The organism is Cobetia sp. BL01, from assembly GCF_056493605.1.
The window spans coordinates 99,420-120,900 of the sequence record NZ_JBVBEE010000010.1; the positions used below are offsets into that span (position 1 = coordinate 99,420).

Below are 21,481 nucleotides of genomic sequence, written 5' to 3' on the forward strand. Positions count from 1 at the left end.
TGCCTTGTCGTGTCCGTGGCGTCGGACGGACGACGTGGCCAGGATCGTCGCAGGCGGGGAGCCATGTGCGCGACCTGACAGGACGAGCCGGTGTTACCAGAAAGTGTTACCGAGCCACGATCAGTGGGCGCATCGGTAACAATGTGGCGAAACTCTACTCCCGAGGCCCGAGGGGGAGCAAGTCATCTCCTTCAACCCGCTGTGCCAGCGTCTCCAGGTCATCTTCGCTCAGGGAGGAAACGCGCACGGGGCCCAGCAGGTCCGCCAGTGGACGCAGCACGAAACCTCGTGTGAGCATCTCGGGGTGCGGCACTGACAGGCGCGGTGTAGTGATGGAGCGATCATCGAACAGTAGAAGATCCAGATCCAGGGTGCGAGGCCCCCAGTGGCGCAATCGTACGCGACGGTGCTGCTGTTCGAGTGCCTGCAGTTGATCCAGCAGCGCCAGGGGGGAGAGGCGTGTGGTGAGCTCGGCGACGGCATTGACGAAGTCAGGTTGATCCTGAGGCCCGACCGGCTTGCTGGCATACAGGCGCGAGTGGCGCGTGCAGCGGGTCAGCGGCAGGCGGTCCAGCGCCTCAAGTGCGCGCTCGAGTTGAGCGCGCGGATCGTCAAGATTGGCACCGAGGCCGATCAAGGCTGTCGAAGTCATGCGAGGTTCCTGCGTCGGCACGTCAGTGCTCAGCCTTGTCCACGACCATTGCGACGGCGCTTGCCGCGACGTTTGGTGCCCGCGGGCTTGCTGCCTGCCGGCCCCTCATCGGACACGCCTTCGATCATGGCGACCTGAGCACGGGAATCGACTTCCTGGAAGTCGGTCCACCACTTGCCCAGTCCCGGCTTCACTTCGCCGGCGAATTCCCGCAGCAGCAGGAAGTCATAGGCGGCGCGGAAGCGTGGATGCTCGCGGGTCTGGAAGGCGCGCTTGCCACGGCGACGCGGCAGCTTGGCCTGCATGTCCCAGATCTCGCGCATCGGGATGCTGAAGCGCTTCGGAATCGAGGTGTGGTTGAGCTGACGGGCGATCGCCTGCTGAGCCGCCTGGTGGGCGGCCGGGATGTCCGTCATGCCACTGGCGACCAGCTGGTCGGTGCGTGCCTTGACGCCAGGCCACAGCAGCGCAGCGTAGAGGAAGGCCGGCGTGACCGGTTTGTCGTCACGGATACGATCATCCGTGCTCGCCAGCGCCTTCTCGATCAGCGGCATGGACCAGTGATAGTGCGCGAAGCTCTCTTCCGTTTCCGGGAACAGCATCTGGAACAGACCGAACTCACGCAACAGGTGGAACGTTTCCAGAGCGTAGCCGGACATGAACAGCTTCAGCACTTCCTCGAACATGCGTGCCGGCGGAATCTGCAGCAGCAGCGGTGCCAGCTCGTACATCGGTTCGGCGGTGGCTTCCTCGATGTCGAAGTCCAGCTTGCCGGCGAAGCGGACCGCCCGCAGCATGCGGACCGGATCTTCGCGATAGCGCGTTTCCGGGTCACCGATCAGGCGGATCATGCGCGCTTCGATGTCACGCACGCCATGCGCCCAGTCGTGGATCGTGAAGTCGGACACGTCGTAGTAGAGGGCGTTGATCGTGAAGTCGCGGCGCAGCGCGTCCTCCTCGATGGAGCCCCAGACGTTGTCGCGCAGCAGCATGCCATCTTCCGACTGCTGGGTATGCTGGCTCGGCGTGCTGTCGGCAGGCTTGCCACGGAAGGTGGTGACCTCGATCACCTCACGGCCGAAGCGTACATGCACGATGCGGAAGCGTCGGCCAATGATGCGTGCGTTGCGGAACAGCTCGCGGACCTGTTCCGGCGTGGCGTTGGTCGCCACGTCGAAGTCCTTCGGGCGCTCGCCGAGCAGGGCATCACGGATGCAGCCACCGACCAGATAGGCCTGATAGCCGCCGCTCTGCAGGCGATAGAGCACCTTCAGCGCGTTTTCGCTGAGCTGGCGGCGGGACACGGGATGCTCATCCCGCGGTATCACACGCAGGCTGGGCAGGGTGGCCTCGGGCGCGTCAGTTGCATTGAAAAGCGTCTTCAAGCGGTCACCGGGGCGTTGGAGAAAGCGGGTAAATCCTTTGAACATGCAGCGATTCGACTCGTGCGTAGCAGGCCGCCCAGTGTAGCGGAGGGCAGATACCTTGGCAAAGCGCCGGTCTGCCACTGATGGGCCGAGACTGCACTTCAAGGTGCCTGATGAGGGAAGAAATGCCTCTCGGGCAAGGAAAAAGGGAGACCGATTTCTCGGTCTCCCTTTCAGGTAGAGTACACGCATCCTTGAGCAGATGTTCTTTTTCGTGAAGGCGCATCGCCTTGAATACGCACCACAGTCGCCAATCACGCAGACAGATGAAGCTATTGTTGTTATCTGACCGTCTGTTCAGTGACCATCTCGTATTCAAAACAATCTTCCATTCACCGACGGCTGAATAGCCTCCCCCCGCGAGTTGTTGTTGGGTCGGGGGTGATCCGGGGTCGAGTATCTTGTTGTTGTTGGCACTCGAGGCCGGATTCGTCGCGTCCTGGTCAGTAGATTCCGGACTGCCGATATCTTGTTGTTGTTGGTTCGGCGGATGATGACGTGCGGCCGCTTGTTCTTGTTGTGGCTCCAGCATCCGGCCATGAATCTCGGCCGTGCTTGCCTGTCATCATCAATGTCACTCGCTCGACGAATCTTGTTGTTGTTGGTGTCGAGGGTTTTCGAAGCCTTGCGCAATCTTGTTGTTGTTGGGCGCGCTTCGTATTTCCGGTTGTTCTTTTTCTTGACCGTGTTATTGCATCGGATGTGCCACAGCTTAAAAAAAACACGTAATTCAGTCATTTAGACATAGGTCGCTGAGACGTGAGGCGTAGGTGAGGCTGAGGTGTTACCTGACGTGGCCATTACCGCGCTGGATGGGGGCACTGTTTGGGGTCGATGGTAACAATTGGTGCGAAGGTCTAACGGAGTGACTCGCAAGCTAATGATTGGGAAGTGTTTTCCGGCATGGATTCGGCACTAAAGTCTAGCGAGGCCGGCAGGCAGCCTGCCGAGTCCTGAAGGGTTTGAGTGTTGATGTCTCGAAGACGGCCAGGTGAGTCGTGGGGGCGAGCACCCGCTTGGTGCAATGCGGATGGGGGGCCGCGGGTCGGCTGGTGATCGTCAGCCTGCCCGTGCGCCTGCTCGAGGGAGACATGTGCCTGATGATGCCTCAGGACGTCGCGCTGCCACGGCGTGCCTTCTTGCGCGGGATACCCAGCCGCTGACGGCGTTCCCACAGATTCTTGCGGCTGATGCCGAGACGACGAGCTAGCTCCGTTTCGCTCATGTGGTCCTGATGTTCGAGAACGAAATGCTGGAAGTAGTCCTCGAGGGACAGGTCTTCCTCTTCCGGTGTCGGGTTGGCGAGGGGAGGCGCGGGTCGAGGGGGGGCGGTCTCCCGTGCCGGAGAGGCACCTTCAGCCTGCGGACGCGGTGCTGAAGTGACGGGAGGCGGCTGGTGGGCGAGGGGCTCCTGTGGACGGCCGTCAGCAGTATCGCTTCGCAGGACATGCTCGGCGCGCAGGCCCAGGTCTTCCGGGGCGATGATCCGACGGTCTGCCAGGATCACGCCGCGCTCCAGGGCATTCTCGAGCTCGCGCACATTGCCGGGCCAGCCGTACTGATGGATTTCCTGGCGCGCACGCTGTGACAGCCGCATCCCCTCCCGGGCATGCCGGCGCGCGATGCCCTTCAGCAGGTGTTCGGCCAGCTCCAGCACGTCATCTCCCCGCTCACGCAGCGCAGGCAGGTCAATCTCCATGACGTTGAGGCGATAATAGAGATCCAGGCGGAATTCGCCGGTCGCGGAGAGGCGGTGCAGGTCGCGGTGAGTGGCCGCGATCAGACGGACATCCACATGGCGCGTCTCGATGGCGCCGACGCGACGTATCTCACCCTCCTGAAGGACACGCAACAGGCGAGCCTGAGCATCCAGCGGCAGTTCCCCGATCTCATCCAGGAACAGGGTGCCGCCATCCGCGGCTTCGATCAGGCCGGTGCGTGAATTCGTCGCGCCGGTGAAGGCGCCCTTTTCATGCCCGAACAGCTCGGATTCGATCAGGGTTTCCGGAATGGCGGCACAGTTGACGCAGATCAGCGGTGCCTGATGCCGTCCGCTCTGGCGATGGATCGCACGTGCGACCAGTTCCTTGCCGGTACCGGATTCGCCAAGTACCAGTACGGTGACATCCGCGGGGGCCACCTTGCGGATGCGGGTATAGACCTGCTGCATCGCACGGCAGTGGCCGATCATCTCGACCTGCGAGCCGGTGGCTCCGGAATGAGAGGAGGGGCGCGATGAGGGGGACGGCGCATCGTCGTTGCGCGGCAAGGCCAGCGCCTCACGTACGCTGCGCGCGAAGGCCTCCTGATCGAAGGGTCTGGGCAGATAATCCGCGGCGCCGGCTTTCAGGCAGGCGATGGCGCCATGCAGGCTGGGGGGATCCGCCAGCAGGATCACCGGGGCAGGGTGGCTGGCCTCGAGAACGGGCTTGGCATGTTCTCCGGCGAGCGCGACATCGCAGATGACCAGTGCAAACTCGCCGGGTTTCTGACGACAGGCGTCTTCAAGTCCATTGGCATGCACCACGCCGTGCCCGTCGCGCTCCAGCAGATGCTGAAGGGCAGTGCGTGTGGCACCTTCCTTTTCGATGATCAGAATCCGGGCCATGGAATGCTATCGCTCGCCTGATGGAGTGCGTGAAGAAATGAGATGGCGCTGATGCCTTGGCTATCTCGTACAAAGTCTCCCCTGTTCCCCGTGGACTGGCAATCCGACAATCGTGGCTGGCCTGGTCGTCATGGAAATGGCGTGGCCATGCGCAGTGACTGGGCCGCGCCAACGTTCGCGAGCGACCAGCGTGGCGTGGCGTGCGCCAGTTGTTCCGCGGGGCTGGCAGTGGCCAGCTCGGCTGGCGGTGCCTGCCCGAGCAGCGTCAGCGTGTGATGCAGCAGTTGGCGAATGGCGACTTCATCGACCGGCAGGGCCGGGGCCAGGTTCTGCTTGGAGAGCTTCTGCCCATTGTCGGCGGTGATCAGTGGCAGGTGCGTCAGGCGCGGTGTGGGGAGACCAAGGGACGCCTGCAGGAGGCGTTGCCAGGGCGTGTTGTCGAGCAGGTCCAGGCCGCGTACGACGTCGGTGATTCCCTGTTCGGCGTCATCCACCACCATGGCCAGCTGATAGGCCCACAGGCCATCGCGACGCTTGAGCACCACGTCGCCGAGTGCCGCCAGTTCCTGCTGGATCGGGCCTTGCAGGCGATCGTGCCAGCCGGCGATGGCACCGGCTCCACCGAAGCGCTCCGCCGCTCGCACGTCCAGACGCCAGGCGTGCTCGCCAGCGGGTGGCTCATCGCGATCACGACACCAGCCCGGATAGACCGCGAAGTCCCGCCACTGCTTGCGGGAGCAATCACAGGGATAGGCGATACCCGTGGCCTTGAGCTTCGCGAGCGCCTCGTCGTAGGCGGCATGGCGATCACTCTGATAGCGCACCGCGCCGTCCCAGTGCAGCCCGAAGGTCTCCAGCTGACGCAGGATGGTGTCGGCGCTGCCTGCGGGGCAGCGTGGTGGGTCGATGTCCTCGATGCGCACCAGCCATTGGCCAGCGTGATGCCGGGCATCCAGGTAGCTGGCCACGGCCGCCAGCAGTGAACCGGCGTGCAGTGGGCCAGAGGGGGTCGGGGCAAAACGGCCACGGTAGGCGGTGGGCATCGGCAGGGCTCCGGCGTCCGTGATTGGGGGAATGTCTGGCTGTCCGGACCCCAACGCATACGGGCACCGCTCCAAGGAGGGTGCCCGTATGGGGGATGAGGTCGACGGCGGGCCGTCGGTTCACCGACAGCGGGGCTTAGCGGCCCAGCTGCTTTTCCTTCAGCTCGGCTAGTGTCTTGCAGTCGACACACTGGGTCGCGGTCGGGCGTGCTTCCAGTCGGCGGATACCGATCTCGACGCCACAGGCTTCGCAGAAGCCGTAATCGTCCTCATCGATGTTCTCGATGGTCTCGTTGATCTTCTTCAACAGCTTGCGCTCGCGGTCACGCGTTCTCAGTTCGAGACTGAAGCCCTCTTCCTGAGTGGCACGGTCTGCAGGGTCCGCGTAGTTGTTGGCATCTTCCTGCAGGTGACGCACGGTGCGATCAACCTCTTCCATCAGCTCCTGTTTCCAGTCCAGCAGGATTTGACGGAAGTGCGCTAGCTGCTTCTCGTTCATGTACTCTTCACCCGCTGCCGGCTCGTACGGGGTGAATTTCTTAAGCGCTTCCGGCTTGGTTTCAGCTACTGGCATGGGACCGCCTCATTCCGCAAGGTGACTTGGGCCGTCGACAGTCTGTTGCACTGCCTCCTTGGCCACGGCGAGGGGGCTGTCCTGACTGCTGCCCTCGCGAGAAGATCAGCTTATTTAGCGTAAAAATGACAAGTTTGCAACCGAACTCCGACGATAGTTTGTGCCGGCTCATGAACAGGCCTGTTCACGCAAACATGCATTTTCCTGTGAAAAGGGGGTGGGAATGGGCCTTGGCAGGTGCCTAGAATGAAGCTTCCGTCACGAGGAGTGCCATCATGCAGTTTGCCCGCCGTCTTGAATCCGTTGCCGCCTTTCGCGTGATGACGCTGCTAGAAGCCGCCCAGGCGCGAGAGGCTGCCGGGCATGATGTCATCCATCTGGAAGTGGGCGAACCCGACTTCCCGACCCCCGCGCCGGTGATCGCGGCCGGCCAGGCGGCATTGGCCGCCGGCCAGACTCGCTATACGCCCGCCTGTGGCCTGCCCGCGCTGCGCGACGCCATCGCGGCAGACTACCAGCGCCGTCACGGCGTCACGGTCTCGCCCTCGCGCATCATCGTCACGCCCGGTGCCTCTGGCGCTCTGCTGCTGGCCACCCTGCTGTGTGCCGAGCGCGGTGACAGCGTGCTGATGGCGGATCCGACCTACCCGTGCAATCGCCATTTCATGGGGCTGGTCGATGCCCAGCTCGACGTGGTGCCTGTCAGCGCCGAGAGCGGCTGGCAGCTGACCGCGGAGCTTGCCGATGAGGTCTGGCGCGAGAACACCCGTGCGGTGATGGTGGCATCTCCTTCCAATCCCACCGGGCACGTGTTGTCGCCACAGGAGCTGCAGGCGCTGGGGGAGCTGTGCAGAGCCCGGGACGCTCACCTGCTGGTCGATGAGATCTATCAGGGCCTGACCTATGGCGTGCCTGCACATACGGCGCTGGCGGAGTGTCCGGATGCCTTCGTGATCAACAGCTTCTCGAAATATTTCGGCATGACCGGCTGGCGACTGGGCTGGCTGGTGGCGCCGGAAGCGGCGGTCGAGCCGTTGTCGCGCCTGGCGCAGAATGTCTTCCTGGCCGCCTCCACCCCCGCGCAGCATGCGGCGCTGGCGGCCTTCACGCCGGAGTGCGAGGCCGAGCTCGAACGCCGCCGCCAGGTGCTGGAGGCGCGGCGCGGCGTGCTGCTGGCCGGACTCGAACGTCTCGGGCTGGCACCGTCGGTTCCCCCGCAGGGCGCCTTCTACGTCTGGCTGGATATCTCGCACTTGAGTCATGACAGCGAGGCCTTCTGCCGTGCCTTGCTGGAGGAAGAGAACGTTGCCATCACGCCGGGGACCGATTTCGCGCTGGCAGATGGACGTCGCCATGTGCGGATCGCCTTCACGGCCGATGAGGCGCGTCTGCGCGAAGCCCTGACGAGACTTGAGCGCTTCCTGGAGCGGCGTGCTGCCCCGGCGGGAGCATCTGCCTGATGCAGTTGACAGGGTTGTATCGTGGTCGGCTGATCCGGCGCTACAAGCGCTTCTTCGCTGAAGTGGAGCTGCTCGAGGGGGAACGGGCAGGCGAGGTGGTGACGGCGCATTGTCCGAATACCGGCTCGATGCGTGCCGTGTGCGTGGAAGGCTGTGAGGTATGGCTGTCACCGTCCAACAACCCGAAGCGCAAGCTTGCCTGGACCTGGGAGCTGATTCGCCTGCCCCTGGACCCTCCCGGGGCTGGCGGTCGGCGTGAGGCCTTGGTGGCGGTGCATACCGGACGTGCCAATGCGCATGTCGAGGCGGTCCTGCGGGAGGGTGACTCGTCAGAGTGCCCGCCTGTACTGCATGCTGCGCTGCGTGAGAGAGGGCTGACGAATCTGGCGCGAATCGAGCGGGAGGCGCGGGTCGAGGTCATGCCAGCAGGCAGTGAGGTCGCGGAGCGCTCGCGGCTCGATTTCCAGCTATGGCCGCGCGATGAGCAGGCCGCCTCGATCTATGTCGAGGTCAAGCAGCTCACCCTGCGTGAGTCGGATGGGCATGGGTATTTTCCGGACTCGGTCAGTACGCGCGCGCGCCGTCACCTTGCCAGTCTTGCCGCGCTGGTCGCGGCCGGTCATCGCTGTGTGCTGGTGTTCTGCGTCGCGCACGATGCCATCGAGGATGTCGCGCCGGCGGCTCACCTGGACCCGGCCTATGCCGAGGCCTTCGCCGCGGCCCAGGCCGCCGGTGTCGAGGTGCTGGCGCTGAGGATGCAGGTCGCACTGGCGCCCTGTCACGATGACGCGAGGCAGCCGCTCTGGCAGGCGTCGTTGACCCTCAAGGAGGTGCTGCCGCTGCACGAGGCGCGCTTCTGCGGGTAACGCCTGAGCTCACTCTGATCATCGCGGGGCACTTCAGTGCCGACTCTTCAGCACCAGCTGCGCCGGCGAGCCGTCAGGCCGCTCGATCGTCATGTCCAGCGCGGTCAGTCGCTGCCCCGTGCAGGGGCCACTGAGGCACAGGCCCTGCTGCGGCTCGAAGCAGGCCTGGTGACGATGACACAGGATCAGTCCGCCGGTGGCGTCCAGATAGGGGTCGCGGTGTTCGCGCTCGTCGTGGGCGGGGTCAGCGATCAGGCGGCTGCCGCGGTGCGGACAGGCGTCGAGATAGGCGTGCAGTCCATCGGCCAGCCGGATCAGCATGGCCGGGCGGCCATCCTCGAGCCTGATCGGCAGGCTGCAGCCGATGCGCAGCTCCGGCAGTGGCAGGCGGAGCAGGCGGCGTGTCATGCGGGTCTCCTCTGAGTGGGCGAGCGGCGTTGGTGAAGAACGCGGTGCGTTCGGACATCAGGGGGCTCGCATCGGGTATCATGGGGCAATGACGGCCAGCAGGGAATGCTCGGCTGCCGCTGGCAGTGCTCGACCTTCCGTGCGCGATGGACTGTGTCGCCGTTGGCCATTATCGCCTTTCTTCACGCCTGGTTATCTTCATGTCGCTATTTCATCGTCCCGCCTTCCTCCGTCCTGCCCCAGCTGGACAGGCAGGCCTCACGCGTCGCCAGTTGCTGGCTGGCATGGTCGCCGGCGTCGGCGGTCTCTCGTTGCTGGGGAGCGGGGCGCTGCAGGCGGCTCAGGCGCCGCCGGGGCCGCTTCCGCCCTTGCCTGCCTGGCATGATCCCGACGCCTCACATCCGTTGCTGGGCAGCATTCTCGTGGCGCAGGGCAATCGACGCCTGTCACCGGCGGCACTGGTGGACTGGGCGCAGGCGCATCCGCTGGTGCTGCTGGGAGAGCATCACGACAACCCGGATCATCATCTGCTGGAGCGCTGGCTGATCGATGCACTGGCGGCACGTCGTCAGTTGGGTGGCGTGGCAATGGAAATGCTGGATTCCCGTCAGGATGCGGCGCTGTCACTGGTCAATCGCACCTCGCTGGCCGTGGCGGGCCTGCCGGATGAGGAGCTGATGCGCCTGCTGGCATGGGATGCACGCTGGAAATTCACCGATTACTCGAGCGTGTTGCGTGGTGTGCTGGACAGCGGCGCCCCCCTGTCGTCCGCCAGTCTGACCAGAGAGCAGGTGCGCGCGGTGATGGCCCAGGACCAGACGGCGCCAGCACTGCCGGAGGCCGTGCTGAGGCTGCAGCGCGAGGCGCTGGATGAAGGCCACTGTGGTCTGCTGGGGACAGAGCGCCTGGATGGTCTGCTGCGTGCCCAGCTGGCGCGTGATCAGCAGATGGCGGAGCGTCTCGAGGCGCTGGCCAATCGCGATGCCACGGCGTTGCTGGTGGCCGGCAGTGGCCATGCGCGGCGCGATATCGGCGTGCCGCGCTGGCTGACCCGGGATTCGCTCTCCATCGCACTGATGCCGGTGGCCTGGGGGGAGGAGGGTCAGCCGCTGACCCAGCTCGATGACTATCTTCCGGAAAGTGCGGGGGCGGCCCCGGCGTACGACCTGGTGTGGTTCACCCCGGCCGTCGCTCAGACGGAGGATGCCTGCGCGGGACTGCGTGAGGCGGCGGATATCGCCACGCCGGATCTGCCGGGCTGAGAAAGCGGGCCGGGCGAGCAACGCTGGCATGAAAAAAGGCACCTCCTGTGAGGTGCCTTTTGCGTTCTTGCATCGCGTCGCTCAGTCGGGCTGCGCTCAGTCGGGCTGCGCTCAGTCGGGCTGCGCTCAGTCGGGCTGCGCTCAGCCGGGCTTTGCTCAGCCGCTCTTGACGTCGACCTGGCCTTCCGCGCGACGACGGGCCGCTTTCTGCGGCGTGGCATCCCCGTCGGCGTCATTGGCCTGGCTGTCGTTGCTGCCGGCCTGCTCGCGGAAGCGATCCTCGATATACGTGATACGAGTGCGTCCGTGGGGCACCGGCTTGAAGTCGGCATCGACACTGACCAGCACGATGCGGTCGATGGTCAGGATGCGTTCACGCGTGATCTTGTTGCGGATCTCGACGCACAGCGAGATGGACGTGCGGCCAAAGGCGCTGGCGGTGATGCCCAGCTCGATGATATCGCCCTGGCGCGCACTGGAGACGAAGTTGATCTCCGACATGAACTTCGTCACCACGCGGGAAGTCCCCAGCTGGACGATGGCGTAGATGGCCGCTTCTTCGTCGATCCAGGCCAGCAGACGTCCACCGAACAGGGTGCCGTTGGGGTTGAGGTCTTCGGGCTTGACCCATTTGCGGGTATGGAAGTTCATGCACTCTCTCCTCGGGATGCCGGCGCACCTCACCGGAAGTGCGAGCCGTGATCCTCAGCTGCGTTTACCCCGAAAGTATATAGACTTTAGTTGCGACTGTCTGTGCATGGCCCGGATAGCGCAACGCTATCGCGGCGCGGGGAGAGCGCGGGGAGAATTGACGGCGTCATGACGCGAAACGGCCGGCAGGGACTCCCTGTCGGCCGTCTTTCCAAAGGCGGTGTGGCGAGTGTGATCAGCGCTTGTCGGGCGGACAGTTGTCGCGGCAGACGCGGAAGATGGCCACCTCTCCGAACAGATTCGGCCACCAGGTCGCCGCCGGATGTGGCTCGTGATCGCCATTGCCGACTGCGCGGTCGATGATCTTGAGGCCCTGGGCACGACACAGCCGCTCGAAATCCGCAAAGGTCGAGAGGTGGATATTGGGGGTGTCGTACCAGGCGTGCGGCAGTGACTTGGAGACCGGCATGCGCCCCTTGAGCCCCAGGTGCAGGCGGTGACGCCAGTAGGCGAAATTGGGGAAGGTGATGATGGCTTCACGTGAGACGCGCATCATCTCTTCCAGCGCACGGTCCGGGCGGCGCAGTACCTGCAGGGCCTGGGACATCACCACGCGATCAAAGGTGTCATCGGCGAAATTGGCCAGACCATCATCGACGTTCTGCTCGATGACGTTCACGCCGCGCGCCACGCAGGCGCTGATGTTGTCGGGATCGATCTCCAGTCCGTAGCCGAATACCCCCTTGGTCTCCTTGAGCGAGGCCAGCAGGGTGCCATCCCCACAGGCGAGATCCAGCACGCGGCCACCTTCGGGAATCCAGTCGTGGATCTGGGCGAGGTCGTTACGCATGGCTGGCCTCCTGGGGAGCGGTGTGCAGGGGAGAGGCTGCGTTGCAGGCCTTGTCGTATGCGCGGGTCAGGAAGTTGCCCAGCACTGCCTGATAGCGCTCTCCCGGCAGCAGGAAGGCGTCATGGCCGTGAGGAGAATCGATGTTGGCATAACTGACGTTCTTGCCGGCATGGATCATGGCGTTGACCAGCTCGCGCGAGCGTGACGGAGCGAAGCGCCAGTCGGTGGTGAAGCTGACGACGAGTACCGGGCAGCTGATCGGTGCCATGGCCGCGGCCAGATCATCGCCGGCCGTGGCGGCGGGATCGAAGTAATCGAGCGCCTTGGTCATCAGCAGGTAGGTGTTGGCGTCGAAGGCGGTGGAGAAGGTGTCGCCCTGATGGCGCAGATAGCTCTCGACCTGGAAGTCGACGTCGTAACCGAAGTTGAGGCGGTCCTGGCGCAGGTCACGCCCGAACTTGGTCCCCATCGAGTGCTCGGAAAGATAGGTGATGTGACCGACCATGCGGGCCAGCTTGAGACCGCGCTTGGGCACGGCATCGACGCGTGAGTACCAGCCGTCATGGAATTCCGGGTCCGAGCGGATGGCCTGGCGCGCGACTTCGTTGAAGGCGATGTTCTGCGCCGAGAGCTTGGGGGTACAGGCGATGATGGCGACGTGCCCGACGCGCTCGGGATGATCCATCGCCCACTGCAGTGCCTGCATGCCGCCCAGTGAGCCACCGACCACCGCGGCGAAGCGCGTGATGCCGAGACGTTCGGCGAGGCGCTTCTGACTCTCGACCCAGTCCGGCACGGTCACCAGCGGGAAATCGGGGCCCCATTGTTCGCCCGTTTCCGGGTTGATCGAGGTCGGGCCGGTACTGCCGTGACAGCCGCCGATATTGTTCAGCGCGATGACGAAGAAGCGTGAGGTATCGATGGGCTTGCCGGGGCCGATGTAGTCGTCCCACCAGCCGGGCTTGCGATCACTCATCGCGTGGTAGCCGGCGGCGTGATGGTGTCCGGTCAGGGCGTGGCAGATCAGGAGGGCGTTGCTGGCATCAGCGTTCAGCTCGCCATAGGTCTCGTAGACCAGCGAGTACTGTTCGAGGCGTCTGCCGCAGGCCAGCTCCAGCGGTGTATCGAAGTGGGCAGTCCGGGGCGTGACGAGACCGACCGAATCCGGGGGAAGGGAATCAGGCATCGTGGTGAAGGTTTCCAGCATCATGTCCAGCAGAGTGTTCGGGCAGAGCCCGTGTCCGGGGCGCGAAGCCGCGGTGATGCGCCTTTTGGGCGTCTCGTGCACCGTGGTTCTGGCTTCGGCCGAGGGATCACTCTAGCACAGCGTCGGGCGCGCGTGAGCCAGTGGCACAGGCAGGAAGCACAGGCGCCCGCAGCGGAGGTTCCGTTGCGGGCGCCTGGGGGACACCGCGAAGCGGCGATGTCACGTCTGGCAGGGAGGAGCGTGCGTATCAGCCGAAGACGCTACGCAGCATGCCGATGGTCGGCAGCGTCTGACTGACCAGACTGCCGATCAGGTTGAGGGCGATGAACACGAAGATCGGCGACAGATCGAGCATGCCGATCGACGGGATCACCTTGCGTACCGGCTTCATGATCGGGTCCACCAGCTGATGGACCAGGATGGCGCCCGGATGGTTGGCCTGGGGGGCGACCCACGACAGGATGATCATCGCGATCAAGGCGAAGAAGTAGATGTTGATGATGCTGTCGAGCATGGTGCCCAGTGCCGTCAGCGCGATGAAACCGATCGGCAGCATGCCGCCGAACAGCGCGCCGATGGCGACCAGCACCAGGCTGACGACGATGAAGGCGGCCGCCAGCGTGGCGATGTCGAAGCGCCCCAGCGGGCGCAGGATGCCCTGCAGCGGTGCCACCAGCGGATTGGTCGCCTTGACCACCGACTGGGTGACCGGATTGTAGAAATCTGCACGAGACAACTGCAGCAGGAAACGCAGCATCAGTATATAGACGAACAGTTGCAGCAGGATGGTGACCAGCTGAAGTCCGATGTTACCCATAGCACCCATGGGGCCTTCCTTAAGACGGTGAGTTGAGGACGCGAATCTGGTGTCGGCGTGTCATGCCATCAGCATGCCAATCCGAGATGAACGCAGCATGATGGCGGTTTCCCGAGTGGGCTGCCAGTCAGGCGCTCTGCACGCTGCCACTCGTGGCGTGGCAATCCCGCCACTGGGGTTACTGGTCCAGCTCACGCGCCAGCTCTGCAGCCCTTGCGCTGGACGCCTTGGCCGCACGGCTGACGATCTCGCGCAGGCCATCTCCCTCGAAGCTGTTGATGGCGCGTTCGGTGGTGCCATTCGGCGAGCAGACACGGCGACGCAGCTCTGCCGGCTCGTGCTCGCTGGTGAAGGCCATCTGCGCGGCGCCGCGTCCGGTCTGGATCGCCAGTCGGCGCGCCGTCTCGGCATCCAGTCCCAGTTCGATACCGGCGGCTTCAAGCGCTTCGATGAACAGGAAGAAGTAGGCCGGGCCGGAACCGGAAATCCCGGTGACCGCTTCCAGCAGACCTTCTTCCTCGACCCATTCGACGATACCGACCGCGGTCAGCATCTCGTCCATCAGCGCACGTTGCACATCGGTCACGCGCGAGGTGGCGTAGAGGCCGCTGGCACCGACGCCCACCAGCGAGGGGGTATTGGGCATGCAGCGGATGATGGCAAGCTCTCCCCCCAGCCAGCGCTCGAGGCTGTCGCAGGTGATGCCGGCCGCGACCGAGATGACCAGCGGCTTGCGCTCCTGTACGGCAGGCGCCAGGGCCTGGCAGACGTCATGCATCATCTGGGGCTTGACGCCCAGCACGATGACATCGGCACGTGCGACGGCGTCAGCGTTGTCCTGGGTCGTGGTCACGCCGTAGCGTTGCTCGAGCGCCTCGAGGGTATCGCGTGAACGGGCCGTCGCGATGATGCGGTCTGCCGGATAGCCGGCCTCGATCATGCCGCCGAAGATGGCGCTGGCCATGTTGCCGGCACCGATGAAGGCGATGGTGCGGGGAGTGGCGGAGGTCTGGTGCGTCATGCGGTGCTCCTGATCGTTCGGATGGGATGGACCGGCGAGCGGTGAGTCTGTGCACTTTACCGCGGCTGCTTCGCGAGAGTGACGTTCGTGGCAGTGAACCGTGCGTCCGAGGCTGTCGGAGGTGACTCGTCCGCGGGCTGCGCATGCGTCAGTGGCGTGCGTGAATCGTGTGCGGGCGGCGTCAGTGAGTGGCCTCAGTGGGCGCTGGAATAGTCACGCGCTCCGAAGAGGGCCGTGCCGAGACGGACCAGCGTCGCGCCTTCGGCGACGGCGGCCTCGAGATCACCACTCATGCCCATGGACAGGGTGTCGAGCTTGGCCTGAGGGTAGCGGGCCGCGGGGAAGCGAGCCTGCAGCTGCTCCAGCAATACGCGCAGTGTCCTGAAGGGCGCCTGCCTTTCCTGCAGGTCAGCCTCGGATGAGGCGGGGGCGGGAATCGCCATCAGGCCTCGCAGTCGCAGGTTGGGCAGTGCCAGCACCGTCTCGGCCAGGGCAATCAATTCCTCGGGTGTGACGCCTGCCTTGGTGGCCTCGCCGGAGACGTTCACCTGCAGACAGATGTCGAGTGGCGGCAGGGTCTCGGGGCGTTGCTCGCTCAATCTGCGAGCCACCTTCTCACGCTCGACGGCATGTACCCAAGAGAAGTGTTCGGCAATCGCGCGGGTCTTGTTGGACTGGATGGGGCCGATGAAGTGCCATTCGATATCGGTGAGGTCCGACAGCGCCTGCTGCTTGTCCAGCGCTTCCTGCAGATAGTTCTCGCCGAAGGCCCGCTGGCCATTGCGCCAGGCAGCACGAATCATCCGGTCGGGCTTGGTCTTGCTCACCGCCAGTATTCGGGCTGCCTCTACGTTGCGTTTACTTGCCAGCAGTGCCTTTTCCAGCCGCGCACGGGCCTCTAGGATACACTGAGTAACACAAGCTTCGTCGTCGGGGACTGCAGTCATGCGGCTCGGCTCCAGAATTTGCGAAATATCTTCACGGTTGATGGCTCGGCGTCGTGGGCGCCACCGGTAGTATGGGCTGGATAGGGCGTTCGTCATGATATCCACCGCACCATCTGCTGAAGAGCCACATCACACTTACACCCGAGTCCACGGGACTCGTTGGTACAAGAGCTTCGGTCTTCGCGAGGGATCTGCATGGATATTACCGAACTGCTGGCTTTTTCGGCAAAACAGAACGCATCGGATCTGCACCTGTCCGCCGGCCTGCCACCGATGATTCGCGTCGATGGTGACGTACGACGCATCAACGTCCCTTCGATGGATGACAAGCAGGTGCGTGCGCTGATCTACGAGATCATGAACGACAAGCAGCGTCGCGACTTCGAGGAGTTTCTCGAGACGGATTTCTCCTTCGAGGTGCCGGGCGTCTCGCGCTTCCGTGTCAATGCTTTCCACCAGGGGCGGGGGGCGGGTGCCGTCTTCCGTACCATCCCGTCGGAAGTGCTGACGATGGAAGATCTGGGTCTCGGCGAGGCGTTTCGCAAGATGTGCATGCTGCCGCGTGGCCTGATTCTGGTCACCGGTCCGACGGGGTCGGGCAAGTCGACCACGCTGGCGGCAATGATCGATTACATCAACGAGAACAAGTACGACCACATTCTCACCATCGAGGACCCGGTCGAGTTCGTCCACCAGTCCAAGCGTTGCCTGGTCAACCAGCGTGAAGTGCATCGTGATACCCACGGCTTCGCGCTGGCTCTGCGTTCGGCACTGCGTGAGGACCCGGACGTCATTCTGGTCGGCGAGCTGCGAGATCTCGAGACCATCCGTCTGGCACTGACGGCCGCCGAGACCGGGCACCTGGTCTTCGGCACCCTTCACACCACCTCGGCGACCAAGACCGTCGACCGCATCATCGACGTCTTCCCGGGCGAAGAGAAGGCGATGGTGCGTTCGATGCTGTCCGAATCCCTGCAAGGGGTCATCGCGCAGACGCTGCTCAAGAAGGTGGGCGGCGGGCGCGTGGCAGCGCACGAGATCATGCTTGCCACTCCTGCCATCCGCAACCTGATCCGTGAGGACAAGGTGGCGCAGATGTATTCCTCCATCCAGACAGGTGGTGCGTTGGGGATGCAGACGCTGGATTCGGCGCTGACGCGACTGTTGGCCGAGGGGCTGGTGACCAGCGAAGACGCGCAAGCGAAGGCCAAGGGGCTGCTGGGATAGTGCGCGACGGCCGTGCAGTGGTGTTGCCAGACGACATCAGTGACAGGGCAATGCCCATGGCCGAATCCAGGTCGAGACAGGCGAGACGGCACGCCTGAAGACCATCACGGGCGTTGTCTTCGTCGGGACGGATGGTCGTTGCGATAAACGATAATAAAACCGTAGTTTGAATGTGACTTCACAGAGTGGATCGGGACACGGCTCATGACTCCTCATGAATGGCTGCAGGAACTCCTGCAGTTGATGGTCAGCAAGGGCAGCTCGGATCTTTTCATCTCGACGGGGACTCCGCCGCAGATGAAGGTCAATGGGCGAATGGCGGCGCTGGGTGACAAGAAGCTCGGTGTCGATCAGGTGCGAGAACTGGTGCTTGCGCCGATGAGCGACATGCAGCGAGAGCGCTTCGAACAGGAGCGTGAGGCCAATTTTGCCCATAGTTTGCCGGGGGTGGGGCGTTTCCGGATCAGCGCCTTCTATCAGCGTAGCCAGATGGGCATGGTCATCCGTCGCATCCAGCTGTCGATTCCCAGCCTGGAAGAACTGCGCCTGCCGGAAATCATCAAGAGTCTCTCGGAGACCAAGCGTGGTCTGGTGATCTTCGTCGGGGGCACGGGTGCCGGCAAGTCGACCTCGCTGGCCTCGATGATCCAGCACCGCAACCAGACCTCGAGTGGCCATATCATCTGCATCGAGGATCCGATCGAGTACATCCATCCCCATCAGCGCTCCATCGTGACCCAGCGCGAAGTGGGGATCGACACCGAGTCCTTCGAGGTGGCGCTGCGCAACACGCTGCGCCAGGCGCCGGACGTGATCATGATCGGCGAGATCCGTTCGCGTGAGACCATGGAGCATGCGCTGACCTTTGCGGAAACCGGTCACCTGTGTCTGGCGACCTTGCACGCCAACAACGCCAACCAGGCGCTGGATCGCATCATCCATTTCTTCCCGGAAGAGCGTCACGAACAGGTATGGATGGACCTGTCACTGAATCTCAAGGGCATCGTGGCCCAGCAGCTGCTGCCTCACAAGAGTGGCAATGGCGCACAGCGAGTGCCGGCCATCGAGGTGATGCTGCGCTCGCCGCTGATCGTCGATCTGATCCGCAAGGGGGCGGTGGTGGAGATAAAGGACGTGATGAAGCGCTCCCAGCAACAGGGCATGATGACCTTCGATCAATCGCTCTATGCGTTGCATCAGCAGGACCTGATCACCGAGGAGGTGGCATTGGCGCATGCCGATTCCGCCAATGACCTGCGTCTGATGATCAAGTTCGGCGATTCCGACAGTGCTCAGGAAGCGCAACTGGATGTGATGAATGCCGCCAGTCGCTTCTCGCTGCAGGACGACGATGGCTGAAGTCCGTGGAGAATCTGGCCTGCGACGGTAGATGTCTCAGGTACTCGACGAAGCCGCGCTTCTGTTTTGCCAGGAGCGCGGCTTTTTCATGTCTGCGCGCGATGGGTCAGCGTGCGTAGAGGCCCCCCAGGACTCTGGGGCCGCGTGCTCCCGTCACGCTGACGAGATTGCCGGGGCGCTCCAGCACTCTGCGGGCGGCCAGCCACGCGAAGGCGCTGGCTTCGAGGAGATCGGCATTCCAGCCAAGCGAGGCGCAGGTGGTCAGGCCGGTGGGGTGGCTTGCATGCGCAAGGCGCTGTTCGAGCGCGGCCATCAGGGCGGTGTTGCGCGCTCCGCCACCACAGGGTGTCAGTCCCGCCAGTGATACGCCGGTATGCTCAAGTGCACGCGCGATGCTCTCTACCGTCAGACTCAGCAAGGTGGCCTGCACATCGACAGGGGCCTCGCTGCCTGTCAGGTGCTGCTCCAGCCAGCCGAGATGGAAGTCCTCGCGTCCGGTACTCTTCGGCAGCGGTCGAGTGAAGTAATTCGCGCTGAGCAGACGATCCAGCAGCTCCTCGATGACATGGCCGCTGGCGGCCCAGCTGCCCTGAGGATCAATCGCGGCCCCCTGATGGCGTGCATGCCAGGCATCCAGCAGGCAGTTGGCCGGGCCGGTATCAAAGCCGATCACTGCCGCCTGCGAGTCCAGTGGCGGGAGCAATGTCAGGTTCGCGATCCCCCCCAGGTTCAGCAGTCCCCGCCACTGGTCTGGCTGAGCGAACAGCGCTGAGTGAAATGCCGGCGCCAGAGGCGCTGCCTGCCCACCGGCCGCCAGATCCCTGCGGCGGAAGTCTGCCACCACGGGGATGCCGGTCAGCTCGGCCAGCAGGCTGGGGTTGTCGAGCTGCAGGGTGTAAGGCGTCTGACAGGGCTGATCGCTGAAGCCATGCGGGCGATGCTCGATGGTCTGTCCATGACTGCCGATGGCGCGAATGTCTTTCGGTTCCAGTCGCTGGCGAGACAGCAGCTGGCGGATCGCGTCGGCGGCCAGTTCGGCCAGCGCCAGCTCGGCTGCGGCAAGATCACGAAAATGCGCATGGTCCTCGTGCATCAGACGCCAGAGGCGAGTGCGCAGGGGTTCCGGAAGCGGCAGATCCAGACCGTCGATGAAGCGGATGTGCTCGCGCAGCGCAGTGCAGGCCTGATGGGGTTCGATATCGAGCAGGGCGACATCGAGGCCGTCGAGGCTGGTGCCTGTCATCAGGCCGAGGTAAAGCGCCATGGAGATCTCCCGGGCAGTGAAACGTGGGTCAGCGAGTCTGCCGTGCGCCCCCGAGTCGCGGAAGTCTGGTTGGCATCCTCATGGCCAGAGGCAGAGCAGGGGTGCATGGTCTGCGTGTCATGCTAACATTCTCGGCCAACATGCCCCGTTACGAGGGGAGCAGCAACGGTCAGAGAGGGCAGGATGAGCGACAAGTCAGTAGTGGAAGCGCTGGAGATCATCAAGCGCGGTACCGATGAGGTGCTGGTCGAGGAAGAGCTGATCAAGAAGCTCGAGTCCGGACGCAAGCTCAGGGTCAAGGCGGGTTTCGATCCGACGGCGCCGGACCTGCACCTCGGGCATACCGTGCTGATCAACAAGCTGCGTCAGCTGCAGGATCTTGGCCACGAGGTCATCTTCCTGATCGGGGACTTCACCGGACGCATCGGTGATCCGACCGGCAAGAGCGTGACGCGCAAGCCGCTGACCGAAGAGGACGTGAAGGCCAATGCCCTGACGTATCAGGAGCAGGTCTTCAAGATTCTCGACAAGGATCGCACGCGAATCGCCTTCAACTCCGAATGGATCAGCAAGCTCTCTGCCAGCGACATGATTGAACTGGCGGCTTCCAGCACGGTGGCTCGCATGCTCGAGCGCGATGATTTCGACAAGCGTTACACCGGCAACCAGCCGATCTCCATTCACGAGTTCCTCTATCCACTGATCCAGGGCTATGACTCCGTGGCGCTGGAGGCGGATATCGAACTCGGCGGTACCGATCAGAAGTTCAACCTGCTGATGGGCCGTGAGCTGCAACGCCAGCGTGGCCAGGAGCCGCAGGTCGTGATCACCATGCCGATCCTCGAAGGTCTGGATGGCGTGCAGAAGATGTCCAAGTCGCTGGGCAACTACATCGGTATCAATGACCGTCCGGGCGAGATGTTCAACAAGATCGTCTCCATGCCGGACTCGCTGATGTGGCGTTACTTCGAGCTGCTCTCGCTGCGCCCCATGGAGGAAGTGAAGGTGCTGATGGCCAGCATCGAGAATGGCGCCAATCCGCGCGACATCAAGATGGAGCTGGCTCGGGAACTGGTGGCGCGTTTCCACGATGAAGAGGCGGCTGCCACGGCTCACCTCTCCAGTGGCAACCAGCTGGCAGAAGGTGAGCTGCCGGCGGACATGCCGGATGTCACCGTGAGCCTTGAAGGGGCAGAGGTCGCGCCGATCGCCGCCGTGCTCAATCGTTCAGGTCTGGCCAACAACAGCGCCCAGGCCAAGGACATGCTCAAGAATGGTCGCGTGAAAGTCGATGGAGACGTGATCGAGCCTTCCTACATGGCGCCTTTCGATACGGCCATCGTCATCCAGGCTGGCAAGAAGCGCTACGCACGTGTGACGGTGACTCGCTGATCCGACGCGAGATGTCTGACCGACCATTCGGCCCCGCCATTTCTGGCGGGGCCGAATGTGTTTCTGGCCAGGGAAGAAAGGTGTCAGCAAGCGACGGCGAGACGAGGCCAAAGGAGCAAGAAGAGGTGATAAGGGAAAAGGTGTCGCCCGCATGTCCTCAAAATGACAATCGGTGGAAAAAGCCCTTGTGCTCACGCCGGTTCGTGCGTAAAGTACGCATCCGCTGCCGGGGACGCATGGCGTTACCAGCGGTGAAAGAGGTTTGCAAGTGATTGTTTTATTTGATGTTTTTGAAGTCCTCTTCCAAATCATCGATTGACAATCCCGGGCGATTCGCTAGAATACGCCGCACTCCTTACGGAACAGGTGATCGAGCAACGCTCCTCACCGCTGGATGATGCTTAGAGGCAGTCGAATGACTCATCATCAAGTGCTTGACTTCTCAA

At 63.5% G+C, this 21,481-nt stretch carries 19 protein-coding genes; 6 read left to right on the forward strand and 13 right to left on the reverse strand.

The window, feature by feature from the left end:
- Positions 1 to 154 precede the first annotated feature (154 nt).
- The 5 genes from folK to dksA form a co-directional block, all read right to left on the reverse strand.
- Positions 155 to 652 carry a 2-amino-4-hydroxy-6-hydroxymethyldihydropteridine diphosphokinase gene (folK, locus tag ACZYGA_RS15135; protein ID WP_136939433.1) on the reverse strand — a complete coding sequence of 166 codons (498 nt, stop codon included), beginning with the start codon at positions 650 to 652 and terminating at the stop codon, positions 155 to 157.
- 29 nt (positions 653 to 681) lie between these two features.
- Complete coding sequence (pcnB, locus tag ACZYGA_RS15140) at positions 682 to 2,082, reverse strand: polynucleotide adenylyltransferase PcnB (protein WP_479399500.1); 1,401 nt, start codon at positions 2,080 to 2,082, stop codon at positions 682 to 684.
- Positions 2,083 to 3,187: 1,105 nt separating this feature from the next.
- Complete coding sequence (locus tag ACZYGA_RS15145) at positions 3,188 to 4,687, reverse strand: sigma-54-dependent transcriptional regulator (protein WP_136939432.1); 1,500 nt, start codon at positions 4,685 to 4,687, stop codon at positions 3,188 to 3,190.
- Positions 4,688 to 4,815: 128 nt separating this feature from the next.
- On the reverse strand, positions 4,816 to 5,730 hold the full coding sequence (gluQRS, locus tag ACZYGA_RS15150; RefSeq protein WP_479399502.1) for a tRNA glutamyl-Q(34) synthetase GluQRS: 915 nt from the start codon (positions 5,728 to 5,730) through the stop codon (positions 4,816 to 4,818).
- 136 nt (positions 5,731 to 5,866) lie between these two features.
- Positions 5,867 to 6,304, reverse strand: coding sequence for an RNA polymerase-binding protein DksA (dksA, locus tag ACZYGA_RS15155; RefSeq protein WP_077379460.1), 438 nt, complete (start codon positions 6,302 to 6,304; stop codon positions 5,867 to 5,869).
- 275 nt (positions 6,305 to 6,579) lie between these two features.
- Between dksA and ACZYGA_RS15160 the strand changes: the two genes are divergently transcribed.
- Positions 6,580 to 7,764, forward strand: coding sequence for an aminotransferase class I/II-fold pyridoxal phosphate-dependent enzyme (locus ACZYGA_RS15160; RefSeq protein WP_084209477.1), 1,185 nt, complete (start codon positions 6,580 to 6,582; stop codon positions 7,762 to 7,764).
- Entirely contained in the window at positions 7,764 to 8,630 is an 867-nt protein-coding gene (locus tag ACZYGA_RS15165; protein WP_479399504.1) for a DNA/RNA nuclease SfsA, read from the forward strand. Before ACZYGA_RS15160 ends, ACZYGA_RS15165 begins: the two co-directional genes overlap by 1 nt.
- Before the next feature lie 33 nt (positions 8,631 to 8,663).
- On the opposite strand, the gene ACZYGA_RS15170 is transcribed toward ACZYGA_RS15165, so the two are convergent.
- The gene (locus ACZYGA_RS15170; RefSeq protein ID WP_176493777.1) at positions 8,664 to 9,038 is read right to left on the reverse strand and encodes a Rieske (2Fe-2S) protein; all 375 of its coding nucleotides are present in this window, start codon (positions 9,036 to 9,038) and stop codon (positions 8,664 to 8,666) included.
- A gap of 200 nt (positions 9,039 to 9,238) precedes the next feature.
- On the opposite strand from ACZYGA_RS15170, the gene ACZYGA_RS15175 reads away from it, so the two are divergent.
- A complete protein-coding gene (locus ACZYGA_RS15175; protein WP_479399506.1) occupies positions 9,239 to 10,300 on the forward strand; it encodes a ChaN family lipoprotein in 1,062 nt (353 codons plus the stop codon).
- A 156-nt stretch (positions 10,301 to 10,456) separates the two neighbouring features.
- On the opposite strand, the gene ACZYGA_RS15180 is transcribed toward ACZYGA_RS15175, so the two are convergent.
- From ACZYGA_RS15180 to ACZYGA_RS15205, 6 genes are all read right to left on the reverse strand, one after another.
- The gene (locus ACZYGA_RS15180) at positions 10,457 to 10,951 is read right to left on the reverse strand and encodes an acyl-CoA thioesterase (protein WP_077379450.1); all 495 of its coding nucleotides are present in this window, start codon (positions 10,949 to 10,951) and stop codon (positions 10,457 to 10,459) included.
- 235 nt (positions 10,952 to 11,186) lie between these two features.
- Positions 11,187 to 11,801, reverse strand: coding sequence for a methionine biosynthesis protein MetW (metW, locus tag ACZYGA_RS15185; protein WP_077379447.1), 615 nt, complete (start codon positions 11,799 to 11,801; stop codon positions 11,187 to 11,189).
- Positions 11,794 to 12,987: a homoserine O-succinyltransferase MetX gene (gene metX, locus ACZYGA_RS15190; protein WP_077379977.1), complete on the reverse strand. Its 1,194-nt coding sequence runs from the start codon at positions 12,985 to 12,987 to the stop codon at positions 11,794 to 11,796. Before metX ends, metW begins: the two co-directional genes overlap by 8 nt.
- A gap of 268 nt (positions 12,988 to 13,255) precedes the next feature.
- Positions 13,256 to 13,834, reverse strand: a complete 579-nt coding sequence (locus ACZYGA_RS15195) for a YggT family protein (protein WP_077379444.1) — start codon at positions 13,832 to 13,834, stop codon at positions 13,256 to 13,258.
- A 169-nt stretch (positions 13,835 to 14,003) separates the two neighbouring features.
- Positions 14,004 to 14,846: a pyrroline-5-carboxylate reductase gene (gene proC / locus ACZYGA_RS15200; RefSeq protein WP_479399507.1), complete on the reverse strand. Its 843-nt coding sequence runs from the start codon at positions 14,844 to 14,846 to the stop codon at positions 14,004 to 14,006.
- Positions 14,847 to 15,040: 194 nt separating this feature from the next.
- Positions 15,041 to 15,793: a YggS family pyridoxal phosphate-dependent enzyme gene (locus tag ACZYGA_RS15205; RefSeq protein ID WP_077379440.1), complete on the reverse strand. Its 753-nt coding sequence runs from the start codon at positions 15,791 to 15,793 to the stop codon at positions 15,041 to 15,043.
- 195 nt (positions 15,794 to 15,988) lie between these two features.
- Between ACZYGA_RS15205 and ACZYGA_RS15210 the strand changes: the two genes are divergently transcribed.
- Together ACZYGA_RS15210 and ACZYGA_RS15215 are read left to right on the forward strand one after the other, a co-directional pair.
- Positions 15,989 to 17,020: a type IV pilus twitching motility protein PilT gene (locus tag ACZYGA_RS15210; RefSeq protein ID WP_479399509.1), complete on the forward strand. Its 1,032-nt coding sequence runs from the start codon at positions 15,989 to 15,991 to the stop codon at positions 17,018 to 17,020.
- 204 nt (positions 17,021 to 17,224) lie between these two features.
- The gene (locus ACZYGA_RS15215; RefSeq protein ID WP_077379436.1) at positions 17,225 to 18,379 is read left to right on the forward strand and encodes a PilT/PilU family type 4a pilus ATPase; all 1,155 of its coding nucleotides are present in this window, start codon (positions 17,225 to 17,227) and stop codon (positions 18,377 to 18,379) included.
- Positions 18,380 to 18,485: 106 nt separating this feature from the next.
- On the opposite strand, the gene ACZYGA_RS15220 is transcribed toward ACZYGA_RS15215, so the two are convergent.
- On the reverse strand, positions 18,486 to 19,643 hold the full coding sequence (locus ACZYGA_RS15220; RefSeq protein WP_479399510.1) for an anhydro-N-acetylmuramic acid kinase: 1,158 nt from the start codon (positions 19,641 to 19,643) through the stop codon (positions 18,486 to 18,488).
- A 183-nt stretch (positions 19,644 to 19,826) separates the two neighbouring features.
- Between ACZYGA_RS15220 and tyrS the strand changes: the two genes are divergently transcribed.
- Positions 19,827 to 21,035: a tyrosine--tRNA ligase gene (tyrS, locus tag ACZYGA_RS15225; protein ID WP_479399512.1), complete on the forward strand. Its 1,209-nt coding sequence runs from the start codon at positions 19,827 to 19,829 to the stop codon at positions 21,033 to 21,035.
- Positions 21,036 to 21,481: the final 446 nt, after the last annotated feature.

Coding starts and splice junctions, on each gene's coding strand:
- ACZYGA_RS15175 (WP_479399506.1), top strand. CDS start 9,239: ATGTCGCTATTTCATCGTCCCGCCTTCCTCCGTCCTGCCCCAGCTGGA.
- ACZYGA_RS15180 (WP_077379450.1), bottom strand. CDS start 10,951: ATGAACTTCCATACCCGCAAATGGGTCAAGCCCGAAGACCTCAACCCC.
- dksA (WP_077379460.1), bottom strand. CDS start 6,304: ATGCCAGTAGCTGAAACCAAGCCGGAAGCGCTTAAGAAATTCACCCCG.
- ACZYGA_RS15220 (WP_479399510.1), bottom strand. CDS start 19,643: ATGGCGCTTTACCTCGGCCTGATGACAGGCACCAGCCTCGACGGCCTC.
- metW (WP_077379447.1), bottom strand. CDS start 11,801: ATGCGTAACGACCTCGCCCAGATCCACGACTGGATTCCCGAAGGTGGC.
- ACZYGA_RS15195 (WP_077379444.1), bottom strand. CDS start 13,834: ATGGGTGCTATGGGTAACATCGGACTTCAGCTGGTCACCATCCTGCTG.
- metX (WP_077379977.1), bottom strand. CDS start 12,987: ATGCCTGATTCCCTTCCCCCGGATTCGGTCGGTCTCGTCACGCCCCGG.
- ACZYGA_RS15205 (WP_077379440.1), bottom strand. CDS start 15,793: ATGACTGCAGTCCCCGACGACGAAGCTTGTGTTACTCAGTGTATCCTA.
- ACZYGA_RS15210 (WP_479399509.1), top strand. CDS start 15,989: ATGGATATTACCGAACTGCTGGCTTTTTCGGCAAAACAGAACGCATCG.
- ACZYGA_RS15165 (WP_479399504.1), top strand. CDS start 7,764: ATGCAGTTGACAGGGTTGTATCGTGGTCGGCTGATCCGGCGCTACAAG.
- ACZYGA_RS15145 (WP_136939432.1), bottom strand. CDS start 4,687: ATGGCCCGGATTCTGATCATCGAAAAGGAAGGTGCCACACGCACTGCC.
- ACZYGA_RS15160 (WP_084209477.1), top strand. CDS start 6,580: ATGCAGTTTGCCCGCCGTCTTGAATCCGTTGCCGCCTTTCGCGTGATG.
- pcnB (WP_479399500.1), bottom strand. CDS start 2,082: ATGTTCAAAGGATTTACCCGCTTTCTCCAACGCCCCGGTGACCGCTTG.
- ACZYGA_RS15170 (WP_176493777.1), bottom strand. CDS start 9,038: ATGACACGCCGCCTGCTCCGCCTGCCACTGCCGGAGCTGCGCATCGGC.
- gluQRS (WP_479399502.1), bottom strand. CDS start 5,730: ATGCCCACCGCCTACCGTGGCCGTTTTGCCCCGACCCCCTCTGGCCCA.
- ACZYGA_RS15215 (WP_077379436.1), top strand. CDS start 17,225: ATGACTCCTCATGAATGGCTGCAGGAACTCCTGCAGTTGATGGTCAGC.
- proC (WP_479399507.1), bottom strand. CDS start 14,846: ATGACGCACCAGACCTCCGCCACTCCCCGCACCATCGCCTTCATCGGT.
- folK (WP_136939433.1), bottom strand. CDS start 652: ATGACTTCGACAGCCTTGATCGGCCTCGGTGCCAATCTTGACGATCCG.
- tyrS (WP_479399512.1), top strand. CDS start 19,827: ATGAGCGACAAGTCAGTAGTGGAAGCGCTGGAGATCATCAAGCGCGGT.